Origin of the sequence: Brevundimonas sp. SH203 (assembly GCF_002157625.1) — a bacterium.
In the GTDB taxonomy this organism is placed as follows: domain Bacteria; phylum Pseudomonadota; class Alphaproteobacteria; order Caulobacterales; family Caulobacteraceae; genus Brevundimonas.
The window spans coordinates 279,972-296,600 of the sequence record NZ_BDMM01000002.1 but is presented as its reverse complement, the minus strand read 5'-3'; the positions used below and the strand labels follow the sequence as shown (position 1 = coordinate 296,600).

At 69.8% G+C, this 16,629-nt stretch carries 20 protein-coding genes; 13 read left to right on the top strand and 7 right to left on the bottom strand.

Features of this window, described 5'->3' with window-relative positions; all coding sequences use genetic code 11:
• Positions 1 to 26: 26 nt before the first annotated feature.
• From SH203_RS05370 to lpxK, 5 genes are read left to right on the top strand one after another with little or no spacing between them, the layout of a single operon-like run.
• Positions 27 to 581: a hypothetical protein gene (locus SH203_RS05370; protein WP_143275687.1), complete on the top strand. Its 555-nt coding sequence runs from the start codon at positions 27 to 29 to the stop codon at positions 579 to 581.
• A 31-nt stretch (positions 582 to 612) separates the two neighbouring features.
• Complete coding sequence (locus tag SH203_RS05365; protein ID WP_087119828.1) at positions 613 to 2,439, top strand: ABC transporter ATP-binding protein; 1,827 nt, start codon at positions 613 to 615, stop codon at positions 2,437 to 2,439.
• Positions 2,436 to 3,119 carry a lysophospholipid acyltransferase family protein gene (locus tag SH203_RS05360; RefSeq protein ID WP_087119827.1) on the top strand — a complete coding sequence of 228 codons (684 nt, stop codon included), beginning with the start codon at positions 2,436 to 2,438 and terminating at the stop codon, positions 3,117 to 3,119. Before SH203_RS05365 ends, SH203_RS05360 begins: the two co-directional genes overlap by 4 nt.
• A 10-nt stretch (positions 3,120 to 3,129) precedes the next feature.
• Complete coding sequence (locus SH203_RS05355) at positions 3,130 to 4,434, top strand: 3-deoxy-D-manno-octulosonic acid transferase (RefSeq protein WP_087119826.1); 1,305 nt, start codon at positions 3,130 to 3,132, stop codon at positions 4,432 to 4,434.
• Positions 4,431 to 5,447, top strand: coding sequence for a tetraacyldisaccharide 4'-kinase (gene lpxK / locus SH203_RS05350; RefSeq protein WP_087120176.1), 1,017 nt, complete (start codon positions 4,431 to 4,433; stop codon positions 5,445 to 5,447). The genes SH203_RS05355 and lpxK overlap by 4 nt, the downstream gene beginning before the upstream one ends.
• On the opposite strand, the gene SH203_RS05345 is transcribed toward lpxK, so the two are convergent.
• Positions 5,432 to 6,757, bottom strand: a complete 1,326-nt coding sequence (locus SH203_RS05345) for an amidohydrolase family protein (protein ID WP_087119825.1) — start codon at positions 6,755 to 6,757, stop codon at positions 5,432 to 5,434. The genes lpxK and SH203_RS05345 overlap by 16 nt on opposite strands.
• Here SH203_RS05345 and SH203_RS15615 point away from each other — a divergent pair.
• Both SH203_RS15615 and SH203_RS05340 read left to right on the top strand, forming a co-directional pair.
• Positions 6,711 to 6,896, top strand: coding sequence for a hypothetical protein (locus SH203_RS15615; RefSeq protein ID WP_200808845.1), 186 nt, complete (start codon positions 6,711 to 6,713; stop codon positions 6,894 to 6,896). The genes SH203_RS05345 and SH203_RS15615 overlap by 47 nt on opposite strands.
• Positions 6,872 to 7,564: a murein L,D-transpeptidase catalytic domain family protein gene (locus SH203_RS05340; RefSeq protein ID WP_087119824.1), complete on the top strand. Its 693-nt coding sequence runs from the start codon at positions 6,872 to 6,874 to the stop codon at positions 7,562 to 7,564. The genes SH203_RS15615 and SH203_RS05340 overlap by 25 nt, the downstream gene beginning before the upstream one ends.
• A gap of 3 nt (positions 7,565 to 7,567) precedes the next feature.
• Here SH203_RS05340 and SH203_RS05335 read toward each other — a convergent pair whose 3' ends face one another.
• From SH203_RS05335 to SH203_RS15610, 6 genes are all read right to left on the bottom strand, one after another.
• Positions 7,568 to 7,876: a type II toxin-antitoxin system RelE/ParE family toxin gene (locus SH203_RS05335; protein WP_234989392.1), complete on the bottom strand. Its 309-nt coding sequence runs from the start codon at positions 7,874 to 7,876 to the stop codon at positions 7,568 to 7,570.
• Entirely contained in the window at positions 7,834 to 8,025 is a 192-nt protein-coding gene (locus tag SH203_RS05330; RefSeq protein WP_087119822.1) for a CopG family transcriptional regulator, read from the bottom strand. The genes SH203_RS05335 and SH203_RS05330 overlap by 43 nt, the downstream gene beginning before the upstream one ends.
• A gap of 32 nt (positions 8,026 to 8,057) precedes the next feature.
• The gene (purD, locus tag SH203_RS05325; protein WP_087119821.1) at positions 8,058 to 9,332 is read right to left on the bottom strand and encodes a phosphoribosylamine--glycine ligase; all 1,275 of its coding nucleotides are present in this window, start codon (positions 9,330 to 9,332) and stop codon (positions 8,058 to 8,060) included.
• A 49-nt stretch (positions 9,333 to 9,381) separates the two neighbouring features.
• Complete coding sequence (locus SH203_RS05320; protein ID WP_087119820.1) at positions 9,382 to 9,666, bottom strand: YciI family protein; 285 nt, start codon at positions 9,664 to 9,666, stop codon at positions 9,382 to 9,384.
• A gap of 21 nt (positions 9,667 to 9,687) precedes the next feature.
• Positions 9,688 to 10,275, bottom strand: coding sequence for a TetR/AcrR family transcriptional regulator (locus tag SH203_RS05315; RefSeq protein ID WP_087120175.1), 588 nt, complete (start codon positions 10,273 to 10,275; stop codon positions 9,688 to 9,690).
• Between the two features lie 133 nt (positions 10,276 to 10,408).
• Positions 10,409 to 10,570, bottom strand: a complete 162-nt coding sequence (locus tag SH203_RS15610; protein ID WP_200808821.1) for a hypothetical protein — start codon at positions 10,568 to 10,570, stop codon at positions 10,409 to 10,411.
• A 64-nt stretch (positions 10,571 to 10,634) separates the two neighbouring features.
• Between SH203_RS15610 and xseA the strand changes: the two genes are divergently transcribed.
• From xseA to argS, 6 genes are all read left to right on the top strand, one after another.
• The gene (gene xseA, locus SH203_RS05310; RefSeq protein ID WP_087119819.1) at positions 10,635 to 12,242 is read left to right on the top strand and encodes an exodeoxyribonuclease VII large subunit; all 1,608 of its coding nucleotides are present in this window, start codon (positions 10,635 to 10,637) and stop codon (positions 12,240 to 12,242) included.
• A 51-nt stretch (positions 12,243 to 12,293) separates the two neighbouring features.
• Entirely contained in the window at positions 12,294 to 12,779 is a 486-nt protein-coding gene (lspA, locus tag SH203_RS05305) for a signal peptidase II (RefSeq protein WP_087119818.1), read from the top strand.
• Between the two features lie 125 nt (positions 12,780 to 12,904).
• Positions 12,905 to 13,471: a DUF3035 domain-containing protein gene (locus SH203_RS05300; RefSeq protein ID WP_087119817.1), complete on the top strand. Its 567-nt coding sequence runs from the start codon at positions 12,905 to 12,907 to the stop codon at positions 13,469 to 13,471.
• Between the two features lie 74 nt (positions 13,472 to 13,545).
• Positions 13,546 to 13,989 (top strand): PaaI family thioesterase, encoded by a 444-nt coding sequence (locus SH203_RS05295; RefSeq protein WP_087119816.1) that lies wholly within the window; start codon positions 13,546 to 13,548, stop codon positions 13,987 to 13,989.
• A 111-nt stretch (positions 13,990 to 14,100) separates the two neighbouring features.
• A complete protein-coding gene (locus SH203_RS05290; protein WP_087119815.1) occupies positions 14,101 to 14,799 on the top strand; it encodes a Tat pathway signal sequence domain protein in 699 nt (232 codons plus the stop codon).
• The gene (argS, locus tag SH203_RS05285; protein ID WP_087119814.1) at positions 14,799 to 16,601 is read left to right on the top strand and encodes an arginine--tRNA ligase; all 1,803 of its coding nucleotides are present in this window, start codon (positions 14,799 to 14,801) and stop codon (positions 16,599 to 16,601) included. Before SH203_RS05290 ends, argS begins: the two co-directional genes overlap by 1 nt.
• Positions 16,602 to 16,629: the final 28 nt, after the last annotated feature.

Here is a 16,629-nt window from a genome sequence, read left to right as displayed (position 1 = left end):
TGCAGGCGTTCGGGCGTTGGATTTCCATGCCGAAGAGAACGCCCTCGCCGAAGATGATCGCCGCCGTCCTGGCCCTGTCCGCATCCCTGTCCGCTTCTTGGGCGACGGGCGCAGCCTTGGCCCAGACCCCGCCGCCGGAAGACCCCGGCCTGATCGCCTATCTGCGAGAACGGGCGCACGGGGCGTCGGACGCCGCCCGCTACGCCGCCGCCCTGACGCCGGACGGGCGGACGATGCTGGTCTATCTGACCGGGCCGAACGGGTGCGGTGCGGGCGGATGCCGCCTGCTGGTGCTGGACCGCGCCGGCCGGACCTATCGGTCGGTCGGCGAGATCGGCGGGGTGCGCGCGCCCATCCGTCTGCTGGAACGCGAGAGCCACGGCCGTCGCGATCTAGGCGTTCAGGTCGTCGGCGGCGGGATGGGCGGAAGCCATGAGATCGCCGTGGCGTTCGACGGTCGGCGCTACGCTTCAGACCCCGCCGTCGCCCCGTCCGTCAGGAGCGAGGACGCGCCGGGCGAAACCCTGATCCGCGCCGACGAACCGGGCCGCCCGCTGGTCCCGGCGCCCGACAAGCCTTGACTTGAGGGGCGGGTCGGACGACCGAAGGCCGATGAGCGAACCCGCCCCCTCCATGCCCCTTCGCGCCCTCCTGGCGCGGATCTGGCGTGACTATCTGAGCAGCCACAAGGGATCGCTGATCCTGTCGATCCTGTGCGCGGCGACGACGGGCCTGTTGACCGCCGCCCTGCTGAAGCTGCTGGAGCCGGCCGTGAACGGCCTATTCCTGGGCGGAGATCAGCCGATCGAACTGTTCGGACGGTTCCGCTTTCCCGCCGATCAGGCCCTGATCGTCATTCCCGCCGCCATACTGGGCGTCGCCGTCGTGCGGACGCTGGCGGCCATCGGACAGGCGGCGCTGGTCAACCGTCTGGGCCACACCATCGTGGGCGACATCCAGATCCGGCTGTTCGGGGCCATGATCCGGGCGGACCTGGCGCGGCTGCGTAGCCAGCATTCCGGCGGCTTCGTTTCCTCGGTGCTGTTCGACGCCAATCTGGTGCGCGAGGCCTTCACCTCGGGCGTGGTCAACTACACCCAGAACCTGCTGACCCTGATCGCCGTGCTGATCTACATGGGGGTGATCGACTGGCAGCTGACCGTGGTGGTCCTGCTGGGCGTGCCGCTGGTCGCGCTGGTGCTGCGCCGGTTCGGGCGCAAGACGCGCAAGGCCGCCGTCGGGGCGATGGCCGAGACCGAGAACCTGTCCACCGCCCTGATGGAGAATCTGGACGGGGTTCGCCTGATCAAGATCGAGAACCGCGAGGCGGCCGAACAGGATCGCGTCGCCGAGGTGATCGCGCGCCGCCAGCGCCACGTCATCAAGGGCGCCAACGCCCGCGCCTTCGCCGGCCCGTCCAGCGACATGGTGGCCTATGTCGTCGTCGCCGCCGTCATGGCCTACGCCGGATGGAGGGCGCAGTCGGGCGAGATGACGGTGGGCGGGTTCGCCGCCTTCATCGGCCTGTTGCTGGCGGCCGGTCAGTCGCTGCGGCAAGTCACCAATCTGGCCACGGTGATGAGCGAGGGCTTCACCGCCGCGCGCCGCCTGTTCGCCGCCCTGGACATCCAGCCGGAAATCCGCGAGGCGACCGACGCCGCCCCCCTGCCGCCGGGTGCGGTCGAGGTGGCGCTGGAGCGCGTGTCGTTCGCCTATGCCGGGACGGACGCGCCCACGCTGGACGAGGTGTCGCTGCGTGTCGCGCCGGGCGAGACGGTGGCGCTGGTCGGGCCGTCGGGCGGGGGCAAGAGTACGATCCTGAGCCTGTTGCCGCGCTTCTACGACGTGACGGGCGGGGCGGTGACGATCAACGGGCGCGACGTGCGGGGACTGCGTATCCACGACCTGCGCGACCATATCGCCTTGGTGACGCAGGAGCCCTTCCTGTTCGACGACACCATCGCCGCCAACATCGCCTATGGCCGCCCCGGCGCGACGCAGGGAGAGATCGAGGACGCGGCCCGCGCCGCCGCCGCCCACGACTTCGTCGTCGCCCTGCCGCAAGGGTACGACACCCGCGCGGGCGAGGCGGGCCTGCGACTGTCGGGCGGTCAGCGCCAGCGCATCGCCATCGCCCGCGCCTTTTTGAAGGACGCGCCGATCCTGCTGCTGGACGAGGCGACCAGCGCCCTGGACACCGAGAGCGAGGCCCTGGTCCAGGCGGCGCTGGAGCGGCTGATGGAAGGGCGCGCCACCCTGATGATCGCCCACCGCCTGTCGACCGTGAAGAACGCCAACCGCATCTATGTGATCGAGGCCGGCAAGGTGGTCGAAGAGGGATCGCACGACGCCCTGGTGGCCCGTGGCGGCCTTTACGCCCGTCTGGCGCGTCAGCAGTCGCTGGACGGCGCGCCGGTCGAGGTGGGGACGGTGGCGTGAGGCCGCTTCGCAATCCGGTCGTCCAGTCGGCCCTGGCCTGGACGCTGGCGAAGTGGATGCAGTTCTGCTTTTCCACGATCCGCTGGACCCACGAGAACCAACAGGCCGCCGAGGCGGTCTGGGCGCAGGGCGGGGGCGTGCTGTGCGTCTTCTGGCATTCGCGCATCGGCCTGTCGCCGGCGTGCTGGCCGCTGGACCGGGCGCAGCCGGCCAAGGCCCTGATCTCGCTGTCGGCGGACGGAGAGTTCATCGCCAAGGCCGTGGCGCGTCAGGGTTTCCCCGCCGTGCGCGGATCGTCGGCCAACAAGGACAAGGCGGAAAAGGCCAAGGGCGGCACCCAGGCCCTGCGCGACGGGCTGAAGCAGTTGAAGCTCGGCGCCCTGGCCATCACGCCCGACGGCCCGCGCGGCCCGGTCAACGTCATGGCCGAGGGCCTGCCGCTGATGGCCAAACTGTCAAAGGCGCCGGTGCTGTTCATCGGCCTGTCGTGCAGTCCGGCGATCCGGCTGAACAGCTGGGACAAGGCGGTCCTGCCCCTGCCCTTCGGCAAGGGCGCCATCGTCTGGGACCGGGCCGACTATCCCGAGGGCGCCGAGATCGCCGAGGTGGTCGCCGACTGGACGCCGCGCCTGAACGCCGTCGAGGCGCGGGCGGATCAGATCACCGGCCTGAAGCCGTGAGACCGCAGCCGTGACGCCCCTGCCCCTGATCGCCTATCGCCTGCTGACCCGCGCGCTGGAGCCGCTGGCCCCGCGCCTGCTGGACGCGCGCGCGCGGCGGGGCAAGGAAGACCCGGTTCGGGTGGACGAGCGGATGGGCTTCACCCGCGCCGAACGCCCGGACGGCGATCTGGTCTGGCTGCACGGGGTCAGCGTGGGCGAGAGCCTGTCGCTGCTGCCCGTGGTCGAGCGGTTCGTGAAGGCGCGGCCGGACCTGACGGTGCTGGTCACATCCGGCACCGTGACCTCGGCGCGGATTTTGGCCGAGCGACTGCCGGCGGGGGTGATCCACCAATATGCGCCGGTCGATGCGCCGGGGGTGGCGGCGCGGTTTCTGGATCACTGGCGACCGGCGCTGGCGGTGTTCGTCGAGAGCGAACTGTGGCCCAATCTGCTGCTGGAGGCGCATCGGCGCGGCGTCCGGCTGGCCTTGGTCAGCGCGCGGCTGACGGAAAAGACGGTGCAAGGCTGGGCGCGGTTTCCGGCCTCGGCGCGGGCGGTGACGGGGGCGTTCGATCTGGTCCTGCCGCAGGACGCGGCCTCGGCCCGGCGGCTGGAGACGATGGGCGCGCGGATCGACGGTCTGGTGAACCTGAAACTGTCGGGCGAGGCCCTGCCGCACGACGCCGCCGCCTTCAGCCGCCTGTCCGCCGCCATCGGCGACCGGCCCGTGATCGTCGCCGCCAGCACCCACGAGGGCGAGGAGATCGCCATCGTGCGCGCCCTGGATGGTCTGGACGACCGTGTGTGCCTGATCCTGACGCCCCGTCACCCGGAGCGCGGGCCGCATATCGCGCAAGGTCTGGCGCGCGAGGGTTACGCCTTCGCCATGCGGTCGCGCGGCGAGACCATCGGGCCGGACACCGACATCTATCTGGCCGACACCCTGAACGAGATGGGGCTGTTCCTGCGGCTGGCCGATGTTGTCGTCATGGGCGGATCGTTCGCCCCGGCTCTGGGCCTGCCGCCGGTCGGGGGGCACAATCCGCTGGAGCCGGCGCGGCTGGGGCGGCCCGCGATCACCGGGCCGGACGCCTCGAACTGGGCGCCGGTGACGGCGGCGCTGAGCAGCGCGGGCGGCCTGGCGCTGGTTCAGGCGCCGTCCGATCTGGCGGCGGCCGTCGCGCCGCTGCTGGCGGACCCTGCGGCGGCCAAGGCGATGGGTGAACGCGCGCGGCGGGCGGCGGCCGAGGCCGGCGGCGGGCTGGAACGGCTGTGGGCCGCGCTGCAGCCGCTGACGCCTCCGGCGCCGACGACGACGCGGGCCGGACGATGAAGCTGAACACCCCCCGCTGGTGGTATGTGCGCGACAGCAACCATGCGCGCCTGACCCGCACCGTGCTGAAACCCCTGGGCTGGCTGTGGGCCGGCGTCACGGCGCGGCGCATCGCCAGGGCCACGCCCGTCGATCCGGGCTGCGCCGTCGTCTCGGTCGGCAATCTGACGGTCGGCGGATCGGGCAAGACGCCGGTCGCGCGCGAGATCCTGCGCCTGCTGCGGGCGGCGGGGGTGGAGGCGCAAGGGTTGTCGCGCGGCTACGGCGGGCGGCTGGAGGGGCCGATCCGGGTCGATCCGGCGGCGCATACGGCGGACGACGTCGGAGACGAACCCCTGATGCTGGCGCAAGGATCGCCGGTCTGGATCGCGCGCGACCGGGTCGCGGGAGCCAGGGCGGCGGTCGACGGCGGCGCGCAGGCCCTGGTGCTGGACGACGGCCATCAGAATCCGGCGCTGAGAAAGACCGTCAACCTGATCGTCGTGGACGGCGAGACGCGCGGCGACGAATGGCCGTTCGGGGACGGATCGGTCTTCCCCTCCGGCCCGATGCGGGAGCCGCTGAAGGCCGGGCTGGCGCGGGCCGATGCGGTTGTGATCATGCTGCCGACCGATGTGGAGGCGGCCGATCCCGAGCTGCTGGCGGTGTTCGCCGGCCTGCCCGTCTTCGTCGCCCGCCTGACGCCCGAGGGGCCGCCGCCGTCGGGGCCGCTGGTCGGGTTCGCCGGCATCGCCAAGCCGTGGAAGGTCGAGCGGTCGCTGAAGGCGGCGGGCTGCGACCTGGTCGACTTCGTCCCCTTTCCCGATCATGCGGCCTATAGCGCGGAAAACATCCGCTTCCTGACCGACCGCGCGGCCGTCTATGACGCCGGACTGGTCACGACGGAGAAGGACTGGGTTCGCCTGACGCCCGAACAGCGCGCGGGCGTGACCGCCTGGCCCGTCGTCGCCCGGTTCGAGGACGAGGCGGCTTTCGCCGCCTTCCTGACCGACCGGATTCAGTCGGCGCGATAGACCACGCCGGACTTCATCACGAACTTCATCCGCTCCAGCTCGGTCACGTCGGACAACGGATCGCCCGAGACAGCGACGATGTCGGCGGGCATTCCAGGCGCGATCCGGCCCGCCTCGTTCGAAATCCGCAGGTGTTCGGCGGCGCCGACCGTGGCGGCCTGAATGGCCTCAAGCGGGGTCAGGCCCGCGCGGACCAGAAGGGCGAACTCCTGGGCGTTGTCGCCGTGGGCCGAGACGCCGCTGTCGGTGCCGAAGGCGATCCGAACCCCGCCCTGATGCGCGCGACGCGCCATGTCCAGCATCTTTGGCCCGGCCTCCAGCGCCTTGGCCGTCTGGGCCGGGGTGAAGAAGTTGTTCGGCCCCGAGGCGATGCGGGCGACGAAATCGCCGGCCAGCAGGGTCGGGACCAGCCAGACGCCGTTTTGCTTGAACAGGCGGATCGACTGATCGTCCAGATAGGTGCCGTGTTCGATGGAATCGCCGCCCGCCCGCAGGAAGGCGTTGATGCCGTCCACGCCGTGGGCGTGGGCCGTGACCTGGCGGCCCATGCGGTGGGCGCTGCCGACGATGGCGGCCAGTTCCTCGTCGCTGAACTGCTGGTTCAGGCCGGCGGCGGTGTTGGACAGGACGCCGCCCGTCGCGGTGATCTTGATGATGTCGGCCCCGGCGCGGACCTGGGTGCGGACGGCGCGCATGCAGTCCTCCGGCCCCGAACAGATGCTCTCGGACGACAGCAGGTGCATGACGTCGTCGCGATAGCCGTTGATGTCGCCGTGGCCGCCATGGATCGACACCGCCGATCCCGACGCGATGATGCGCGGCCCCGGCACGTCGCCGTTCCTGACGGCGTTCCTGAGAGCGAAGATCGCCTGATTGCCGGCGCCCAGGTCCGCGACGGTCGTGAAGCCGGCCATCAGGGTGCGGCGCGCATAGCGGGCGCCGACCATGGCCTGATCCGCGTCGGACAGCGTGACCTCTTCCAGCCGCGAATTGGGGTTCTGCTGGCCCGTCAGATGGACGTGGCTGTCGATCAGGCCGGGCAGGACGAAGGCCTGTCGCAGGTCCACGACCCTGCCCTGGGCGGCGTCGCCGACGAAGCCGTCGCGCACTTCTACGACCTGGTTCCCTCTGATCACGAGAGTTTTATCGCGCTGCACAACGCCGTTCGACGGATCGGCCAGCAACCTTCCGGCCTCGACGAACGTTGTCGTGGGTTCGGCGGAAACCCTAGCGCCCGTGGGGCTTTGCTGGGCGTTCGCGCCCATGGCCGACGCCATCAAGGCCGCCAATGCGATACCGAAACGCTTCATCGATGTTCCCCCGCGACGCCTCGGCCGCAAAAATGCCCCACAAGGCTCAGGTTGCCTCGCCCTCTCCGCTTTGAAACAACCACGCCTCCAGAACAACCGCAACGAGGGCGTCGCATGCGGCTATCGAGACGAGGACTGATCCTGGGCGGATCGGCGATGCTGGCGGGTTGCGCCAGCGCCGGCGCGAAGGCGCCGCTGACCACGGCCCAGACTCTCGCTCCCGTCGCGGCGCCGCAGGTCGCCCTGCCGACCATCCAGACCGCCTCCCTGACGCCGCCGCCGCTGGACCCGCGCGGCCACGTCCGCAAGGAACTGATGGAGCGCGCCATGACCGCGCTGGACACCCACCATCACCGCCTGCCGCTGCGCGACCGGATGTATCTGGTCGATTTCAAGAAGTTCTCGGGCGAGGAACGGCTGTACGAGGTCGATCTGGTCGCCGGCGAGGTCAAGGTCCTGCGCACCTGCCACGGTCGCGGCTCCGATCCGGCGCACACCGGCTATGCCCAGCGGTTTTCGAACACGCCGGATTCCAACATGTCTTCGGTCGGCGCCTATGCCACCGCCGGCGCCAACTGGGGCGCGCAGCAGGGGCCGAACGTGCTGCTGGACGGGCTGGAATACTCCAATGACCGGGCGCGCGAACGGGCCATCATCATTCACGGCGCCGACTACGCCGACCCCGACTTCCTGGCCCGCGAAGGCAAGCTGGGCCGCAGCTACGGCTGTTTCTCGGTCGCCCACACCGACCTGCCTGGCTTGCGCGAACGCATGGGCGAAGGCCGACTGCTGTTCGCGGCGGCGTAGGCGCTACCGCTCTGGCCGCCGGGCCGAATGGCGGATGGTGACCACCTCCACCTTGTCGGACATGATCGCGTATCGGATGAGATAGGGCTTCACGAGGGTCAGTTCCCGCGTGCCATGAAGGGCGGGCCGTCCCCTATCGGCGAAATGGGCGAGGCTGTCGGCCGCCGCTTTCAGTCGGATAAAGAAACGGGCCGCTGCGGCTGGATTGAAGTCGGCGATATACAGGCTGATGTCCTCAAGATCGCTCAGCGCCTGATCCGTCCAGACAACTAGCCGCATTTGGGCCGGGGCAGAGGATTGGCCGTCGCCCACGACTCGACCCATCGCATGACCGTTTCGTTGTCCACGACCCGACCCGCCGCCGCATCCGCCAGCCCCCTCAGGGTCGCCGCCTCGTCCGCCGCGTCGTCAGGCGTGGAGAACAGGTCTTCATCGTCATGATCGATTGCAGGATCAGCCATGGGCCGGACCCTACCACAACCCGCCGATCCGGTCAGCCCCGCTCCAGCGCGCGCCAGCCGATGTCGGAGCGATTGAAGCCGCCGGGCCAGTCGATGGCCTTGATGGCGGCATAGGCGCGTTCGCGGGCCTGGGCGATGTCGTCGCCCTCGGCGCAGACGTTCAGCACCCGCCCGCCGGAGGCGCACAGCAGGCCGTCCTCGCGGCGCTTGGTTCCCGCGTGGAAGACCTGGACGTGGGGGCCGAAATCCTGGTCGGCGCCGCGGATGATGGAGCCTTCCAGCGGGCTGTCGGGATAGCCCTTGGCCGCCATGACGACGCAGATCACCGTCTGGGGCTTGAAGGCCGGGGCCGGCAGGCCCGACACGTCGCCGCGCGCGCAGGCCAGCAGATAGGGCACGATGTCGCCGGCGAAGCGCATCATCAGCACCTGGCATTCCGGGTCGCCGAAGCGGGCGTTGAATTCCACCACCTTCGGCCCGTCCCCGGTCGCCATCAGGCCGGCGTACAGCACGCCGCGATAGGGGGCGCCCTCCTCGGCCATCTTGCGGATGGTCGGCTGGACGATCTGCTCGTCGGCCTGCTGCACCAGATCGGCGGTGAAGACGGGCGCGGGGGAATAGGCGCCCATGCCGCCGGTGTTCGGCCCCAGGTCGCCGTCGAAGGCGCGCTTGTGGTCCTGGGCGCCGCCGAACAGCAGGGCCTGCCTGCCGTCGCACAGGGCGAACAGAGACCCCTCCTCGCCGTCCATGAACTCTTCGATCACGACGCGGGCGCCGGCCGCGCCGAACCGGCCGCCCAGCATCCGTTCGATCTCGGCCTCGGCGTCGGGGCGGTCGGGGCTGATGGCCACGCCCTTGCCGGCCGCCAGACCGTCGGCCTTGATGACATAGGGGGCGGCGAACCCATCCAGCGCCGCCCTGGCGTCCGCGACCGTCTCATAGACGCCGTAACCCGCCGTGGGGATGCCGTGCCGTTTCAGGAACGCCTTGGAAAAGGCCTTGGACGTCTCCAGCTGGGCGGCCTTGGCCGTGGGTCCGAAACAGGGGATGCCGGCCGCGGCCAGACGGTCGGCCAGACCGGCGGCGAGAGCCACCTCTGGCCCGACGACCACCAGATCGGCGCGGATTTCGCGGGCCAGGGCCGCCAGACCCTCGGCGTCATCGGCCTTGACGGCGCGAAGCTCGCACAGCTTCTCGATGCCCGGATTGCCCGGCGCGGCGACCAGACGTTTGACCAGCGGCGACTGGGCGATCTTCCAGGCCAGGGCGTGTTCGCGGCCGCCCGATCCGACGAGAAGAATGTTCATGAGACCGGGCAATGACGGCCCCGCGCGGGCCGGTCAAGCGCCTGTCGGCCTAATCCTTCAGGAAGGCGAGCCGATCATCGACACGCGCGGGCGAAACCGCCAGAATCTCGGCGGCGACGACGCCCTCCTCGACGAAAGGGTCGGCCTGGACGCGCGCCTCGATCTCTTCCCGGGAGACCCCATGCGCGAGGATCGCCCCGCCAAGGTTCGGCTGAAGGCCGCCGACCAGCAGGAAGACGCCGTCGTCGAAACCGCTTCTGATCCAGGCGTTATGCCCGTCCATCAACTGCGGCGCCCGGGCCTTGTCGAGAAAACGAAGGGTGATGACGAACATGGCGATCCTCGATCAGGAGTTTCAACGAGAGAGGTCGGCGGCGGGCGGACATTCGGCGTCGAGCCACGCCTCCATCTGCGCGACTTCACGGTGGATGAACCCCGCGTCGCCAAAGGCCGTGGCCAGGGTCGCGACGCCCTGGCTGCGCATCAGAAGATGAAGGGCCAGATCGTCGGCCTCGGCTTGTCGCCCCAGCAGACGGAACTGTCGGCCCAACCAGTCGCGAAACAGATCGAACAGCCGAACGGCGTCGGCCTTGGCGACGTGATCCAGCTTGGCCAGTTCATTGCACAGCGTGCCGACCGGACAGCCGTAGGCCATGATCTTGGTCTGGTTGACGATCAGAATATGGATGAAGCGCCGGATGCGTCCCTGGGGCGTGTCCGCGTCCTGCTCCCAGCCCTCCAGCAGATCGCGCGTCGCCGCCAGGCGAGAGGCGATGACGGCCTGCAGAATCTCGTCCTTGGTCTTGAAATGATAGTAGAAATTGCCTCGCGACAGCCCCACGTCCCTGGCGATGTCGGCGAAAGACGTCGCCTCATAACCCTGGGCGTAGAACAGGCGGTCGGCCACATCGACGATCTGGCGCCGCGTCTCGATACTGCTCATGAACACGCTCCCGCGCATCGACCGAAGGGCCGAAAGCACGATTAGGACATTCGACCTAACCTGTCTAGGTCAATTGTCCTAAATCAAGATCGCCCGACATCGTCGGAGGCGACCACGGCCCATCGGCAGCATTTCAGATCAGGGCGAAAACGACGTAGGCGCACAGGCCCAACAAGGCGATGCCTCCCAGGATCAGCCACGGGCTCATGGCCCCGCCTCCGCCCGAACGGCGCATCAGATCGCGTTCGTGCGGGTCGCGCTCGGACGGGTCCGTGTTCGGGGGATCGGCGGCCATAGAGGCGAAACGGGACGCGCCGCCCCCCGTTCCCGGACGCATCGACGCAGGCTAGAGTGCCTCCATGAGCGACGACTATGTGTTCGAAGGCCCGGCCGAGGTCCCCGCCCCGCGCGACAACAATCCGCCGCTGTCGATCTCGGAACTGTCGTTCGCGCTGAAGCGGACGCTGGAGGACCGGTTCGGCCATGTGCGGCTGAGGGGCGAAATCTCCAAGGTCAACCGCCACGCCTCGGGCCACATCTATCTGACGCTGAAGGACGACAAGTCGGCCATCGACGGCGTGGTGTGGAAGGGATCGACGCGCGGCCTGGGGGTGCAGCCCGAGGCGGGGCTGGAGGTCATCGTCACCGGCAAGATCACCTCCTATCCGGCGCGGTCGTCCTATCAGATCGTGATCGAGAGCATGGAGGCGGCGGGCGCCGGAGCCCTTCTGGCCCAGTTGGAGCGGCTGAAGGTCCGCCTGCGCGAAGAGGGTCTGTTCGAACCGGGCCGCAAGACACCCTTGCCCGCCTTCCCCGCCGTCATCGGCGTGATCACCAGCCCGACCGGGGCGGTGATCCGCGACGTGCTGCACCGGATCGCCGAACGCTGGCCCTGTCGCGTCATCGTCTGGCCCGTGGTGGTGCAGGGCGAGGCCGCCTGCGGTCAGGTGTCCCATGCGATTCGCGGCTTCGATTCGCTGACCGGGGACGGCCCCGTCCCCCGCCCCGACCTGCTGATCGTCGCGCGCGGCGGCGGGTCGGTGGAGGATCTGTGGTGCTTCAACGACGAGGGGCTGGCCCGCACGGTGGCGGCGGCGCGCATCCCCATCATCTCGGCCGTGGGGCACGAGACGGACACCACCCTGATCGACTTCGTGTCCGATCGCCGGGCGCCGACGCCGACCGGGGCCGCCGAAATGGCGACGCCCGTGCTGGCGGACCTGCGCTACGCCGTCGCCGACATGGACCGGCGCATGGTCCAGGCGGGCGGACGGCTGATCGAGGATCGGCGCACGCGGCTGCGGGCCGTGGCGCGCGGCCTGCCGGCGCGGCCCGAGGATCTGCTGGCCCTGGCGCAACAGCGGCTGGACCATGTGTCGAGCCGTCTGGGATCGGGGCTGCAACGCAATGTCGCCCTGCACGAGCGGCATCTGGCGGTGACGGGCGGCAAGCTGAGCCCCAATCTGCTGCGCGCCCGGATCGAACGGGGCCAGGATCGGCTGCGCGGCGCGGGTGATCGTCTGGGTTCGGCGCTTCAGGCCGGCGTGGCGCGCGGCGAGCGGCGGCTGTTGCAGGTCGCGGCCCGCCTGTCCCCCGCCCCGCTGCATCGGCGGCTGGACCAGCGCGAGGCGCGGCTTCTGGCGACGACGACGCGGCTGGACGCCGTGCTGCCGCGTCGGTTGGAGCGGGACGCCGACCGTCTGGCGGCCCTGTCGCGGGCGCTGGCCACCCTGGACCCCGGCCGGCCCAAGCCCGGTTTCGCCCGCATCGAGGATGCGGACGGCGGCTGGATCACCTCGGCCGCCGCGCTGGAGACGGGTCAGGCGGTGCGGCTGGTGTTCGGCGACGGCGCCCGACCGGCCGTCATCGACGGCGCCGATTCCCGCCCCGCCTCGCCGCGTCCGTCGGCGGCGCGTCCCGCGCCCAGGCCCCGCGCCACGGCTACGGATCAGGGCGACCTGTTCTGATGCGCGGTTTTCCGCTTCGCCCCGGCGGCGCTTCCTGCTAACCGGCCCGGCATGAAGATCACCCGCCTCGCCGTCACCGCCTATGTCTTCGCCTTTCTGATCATCCTGCTGGATCAGGCGACCAAGGCCTGGGTCATCAGCGGCCTGACCCTGCACGAGGTCGGGCGCGTGGCGGTTCTGCCGCCCATCCTGAACTTCAGCTGGGTCGAGAACACCGGCGTCAGCTTCGGCCTGTTCGGCGGGGGCGAGGCGCGCTGGGGCCTGGCCATCTTCTCCATCATCGTCTCGGCGGGCCTGGCCTGGTGGGCGACCCAGTCGAACCGGCGCCTGCTGATCACCGCCATCGGCTTCGTCATGGGCGGGGCGCTCGGCAATGTGATCGACCGCATCCGCTTCGGCTATGTGGTCGACTTCATCGACTTCTCGGGGACGGGCGTGTTTCCGTGGGTTTTCAACGTCGCCGACAGCGCCATCACCATCGGCGTGATCCTGCTGATCCTGGACAGCCTGATGTCCGACAAGCCCGCGAAAGCCTGACGCCTCGGCGGCCGATCCGTCGTCGATGGTTGGCGCGGCCCCCGAAAAGTCGTAATCACCCCGTCTTCACTATGCCAACGGCGCCCTCGCGCGCTTCGTGCATCAGCCGACCAGAGCCTGAAACCATGCGTATCCGCAGCGTCGCCGTCCTGACCCTCGTCGCCTCCTCCGCGCTCGCCGTCTCGGCCTGCGGCAGCCTGAAGCAGGGCATCGGCCTGACCAAGGTGGTGCCGGACGAGTTCGTCACCGTCTCGACCGCCCCGCTCAGCGTTCCGCCGGAATACGGCCTGCGTCCGCCCGCGCCCGGCCAGCCGCGCCCGCAGGAACTGGCCCCCGAAAGCGCCGCCCGTCAGATCCTGCTGGGTCAGCGCCAGGCCGTCACCCGCACGCCGGGCGAACAGGTTCTGGTGGCCCAGGCCGGCGGCGAACAGGCCGATCCCCTGGCCCGCTACGTCGTCGACGACGAGTTCGGCGACCTGGCGCACAAGGACGAAAGCTTCGCCAACCGCCTGATGTTCTGGCGCAAGAACGATCCCTCGACCCAAACGGCGACCGTGCGTCAGACCCCCGAGGGCCAGAAGACCATCGACGCCGCGTCCGAGGCCGCCCGGCTTCAGGCCCTGACCGGCGGTCGTCAGGCCATCACCATCCAGCCGCGCCGCAGCTCGGGCTTCAAACTGCCGGGCCTGTAAGACCCGCACCGGATCGGACGCTTGCCACGGCGGCGTCCGTCCTTATTGTGAACGGACCTGATGGAGCCGTTCCCATGACCGAACCCCTCGATATCGCCGCCCTGTCCGGGGTCGAACAGTTGCGCCTGGGCCTGAAGGGCGGTTTCGTCGCCCCCATCGCCCGCACCGTCGGTTTCGACCTGACCGAGGTCGAGGAAGGCCGGGTGGTGTTTGAGGCCGTGCCGACGGCCGCCGTCTATAATCCCCTGGGGTCGGTACATGGCGGCTGGATCGCCACCGTGCTGGATTCGGCCTGCGGCTGCGTGGTGCATTCGACGCTGCGATCGGGCCAGACCTATACGACGCTGGAGCTGAAGACCGTCTTCCACAAGGCGCTGAGCGCCGGCACGCCCGTCCGCGCCGAGGGCCGAATCGTCCAGGCCGGCCGTCGCGCCGCCTTCGCCGAGGCGGATTTGAAGGGGCTGGACGGCCGGTTGTACGCCACCGCGACCTCCACCTGTCTGGTGATGGAGCGATAGGCCGCCAGCAAGCGTTTGCCGCGCCTCGCTTTAGCCGCTATCAGCGGCGAGCGTTCAACGGTCGGCCGCCGATCGTCGCGCGCCCCTTTTCGCTGTCGGAAATATAAGCTGATGCGTCGCGTCCTCACCGCCCTGGCCGCCTTCTCGATCGCGGCCTCCGTTCTGCCGGTCGCCGCCGAGGCCCAATCCTCCCAGCGTCAACGCCAACGCGGGGGCCAGCAGCAGCAGGCCTCGGGCGACGACGCCGCCCCGGCCCGCGCGCCGCGCATCGCGCCCCTGAGCCGCCGGGTCAACGCCGGCCCCTGCCCCTATGTGAAGGTGCTGTACGACGCCGCCCGTTATGTGGAGTTGGAAGGCGGCCGGGCCGCCGTGGCCAACGTCGGCTACACCGGCGAGATCGAGGGCGTGTCCTCCGACTGCGCCTATCGCGAGAACGATCCGATCCGCGTGGACATGAACGTGCTGTTCAATCTGGGGCGCGGCGCCCAGGCGACCGGCGACCAGCGCACCTATCGCTACTGGATCGCCGTGACGGAGCGGAACACCGCCATCCTGTCCAAGGAATATTTCGACCTGCCCGTGAACTTCGAGGGCCAGCGCACGGCGTCCGTGACCGAAGAGCGCACCATCGTCATCCCGCGCGCCGAGGCCACCACCAGCGGCAGCAATTTCGAGATCCTGGTCGGGTTCGACGTGACGCCTGAAATGGCCGAGTTCAACCGCTCGGGCAGCCGCTTCCGCGTCAACGCCGGGGCGACGCCGGCGGCCCCCGCCCCGACCCAGACCCCGACCACGGCGCCGAACGAATAATGTCCGATCTGAAGACCGTCCTCAGCGAAGCGGTCGGCGCCGCCTTCGCCGCCGAAGGCGTGGATGCGGCCCTGGCCCGCGTCACCCCGTCCGACCGTCCCGACCTGGCCGACTTCCAGTCCAACGGCGCCCTGGCCGCCGCCAAGGCGCTGAAGGCCAATCCGCGCGAACTGGCGGCTCGCATCGCCGAACGCCTGTCGGCCGATCCGCGCTTCGCCTCGGTCGAGGTCGCCGGTCCCGGCTTCATCAATCTGAAGATCGCCGACGCGGCCCTGGCCGAACGGGCCGAGGAAGTCGCCGCCGACGCCGATCACGCGGGCGCAGGCGTCGTCGCCGATCCGCGCAAGGTGGTCATCGACTTCGGCGGCCCGAACGTGGCCAAGCCGATGCACGTCGGCCACCTGCGCAGCGCCATCATCGGCGAGAGCCTGAAACGCCTGTTCCGCTTCCGCGGCGATCACGTCACCGGCGACGCCCACTTCGGCGACTGGGGCTTCCAGATGGGGCTGCTGATCGTGGCCTGCGGCGACGAGGTTCTGGCCGACGCCTTCATGGTCGAGGGCGACGGTCCCTTCCCGGCCGAAAGCCCGGTGACGCTGGCCGATCTGGACCGGCTGTATCCTTTAGCCGCCGGCAAGGCCAAGGAAGACCCGGCGTTCCGCGACCGCGCCCGCAAGGCGACGGCGGAGCTGCAGAACGGCCGTCCCGGCTATCGCGCCCTGTGGTCGCATTTCGTGGCCGTCAGCCGCGAGGCGCTGAAGCGGGAATACGGCGACCTGTCGGTCGATTTCGACCTGTGGAACGGCGAGAGCGACGCCGATCCCCTGATGCCGGAAATGCTGGCGCACCTGAAGGCGACGGGCCTTCTGGTTCCCGACGACGGCGCCCAGGTGGTCCACGTCGCCCGCGAAGGCGAGACGCGCAAGAAGAAGCTGGCCGACGGCTCGGTGATCGAGGCCCCCTCGCCCCCGCCGCTGCTGGTCATCAGTTCGGAAGGCTCGGCCATGTACGGCACGACCGACCTGGCCACCATTCTGGACCGCAAGAAGACCCTGTCGCCCGACCTGATCCTGTACGTCGTCGACGAACGCCAGGCCGAGCATTTCGAACAGGTGTTCCGCGCCGCCTATCTGGCCGGCTATGCCCCCGAGAAGTCGCTGGAGCATCTGGGCTTCGGCACCATGAACGGGCAGGACGGCAAGCCGTTCAAGACCCGCGCGGGCGGGGTTCTGAAGCTGCGCGACCTGATCGATCAGGCGACGGACAAGGCGCGCGAGCGTCTGCACGAGGCGAAACTCGGCGACGACCTTTCAGCCGAAGAATTCGAGGCCATCGCGCACAAGGTGGCCATCGCCGCCCTGAAGTTCGCCGACCTGTCGAACGCGCGCACCACCTCCTACGTCTTCGACCTCGACCGCTTCATGAGCTTCGAGGGCAAGACCGGGCCGTATCTGCTGTACCAGTCGGTGCGGATCAAATCCCTGCTGAGAAAGGCCGCCGAACAGGGCGTCGCCCCCGGCCCCATCCTCATCGCCGAACCGGCCGAACGCGACCTGGCCCTGACGCTGGACGCCTTCTCCACCGCCGCCGCCGACGCCTATGACAAGCGGATGCCGCACTTGGTGGCCGAACACGCCTATCGCGTGGCGCAGTCGTTCTCGAAATTCTACGCCGCCTGCCCCGTGCTGGTCGCGCCGGACGAGGCCGTGAAACGCTCGCGCCTGGCCCTGTCGGCGGCGGCGCTCAGCCAGCTGGAGATCGCGCTGGACCTGCTGGGCATCGAAACGCCCGAACGGATGTAGGACATCAATCCTCCCCCGCACGGCGGGG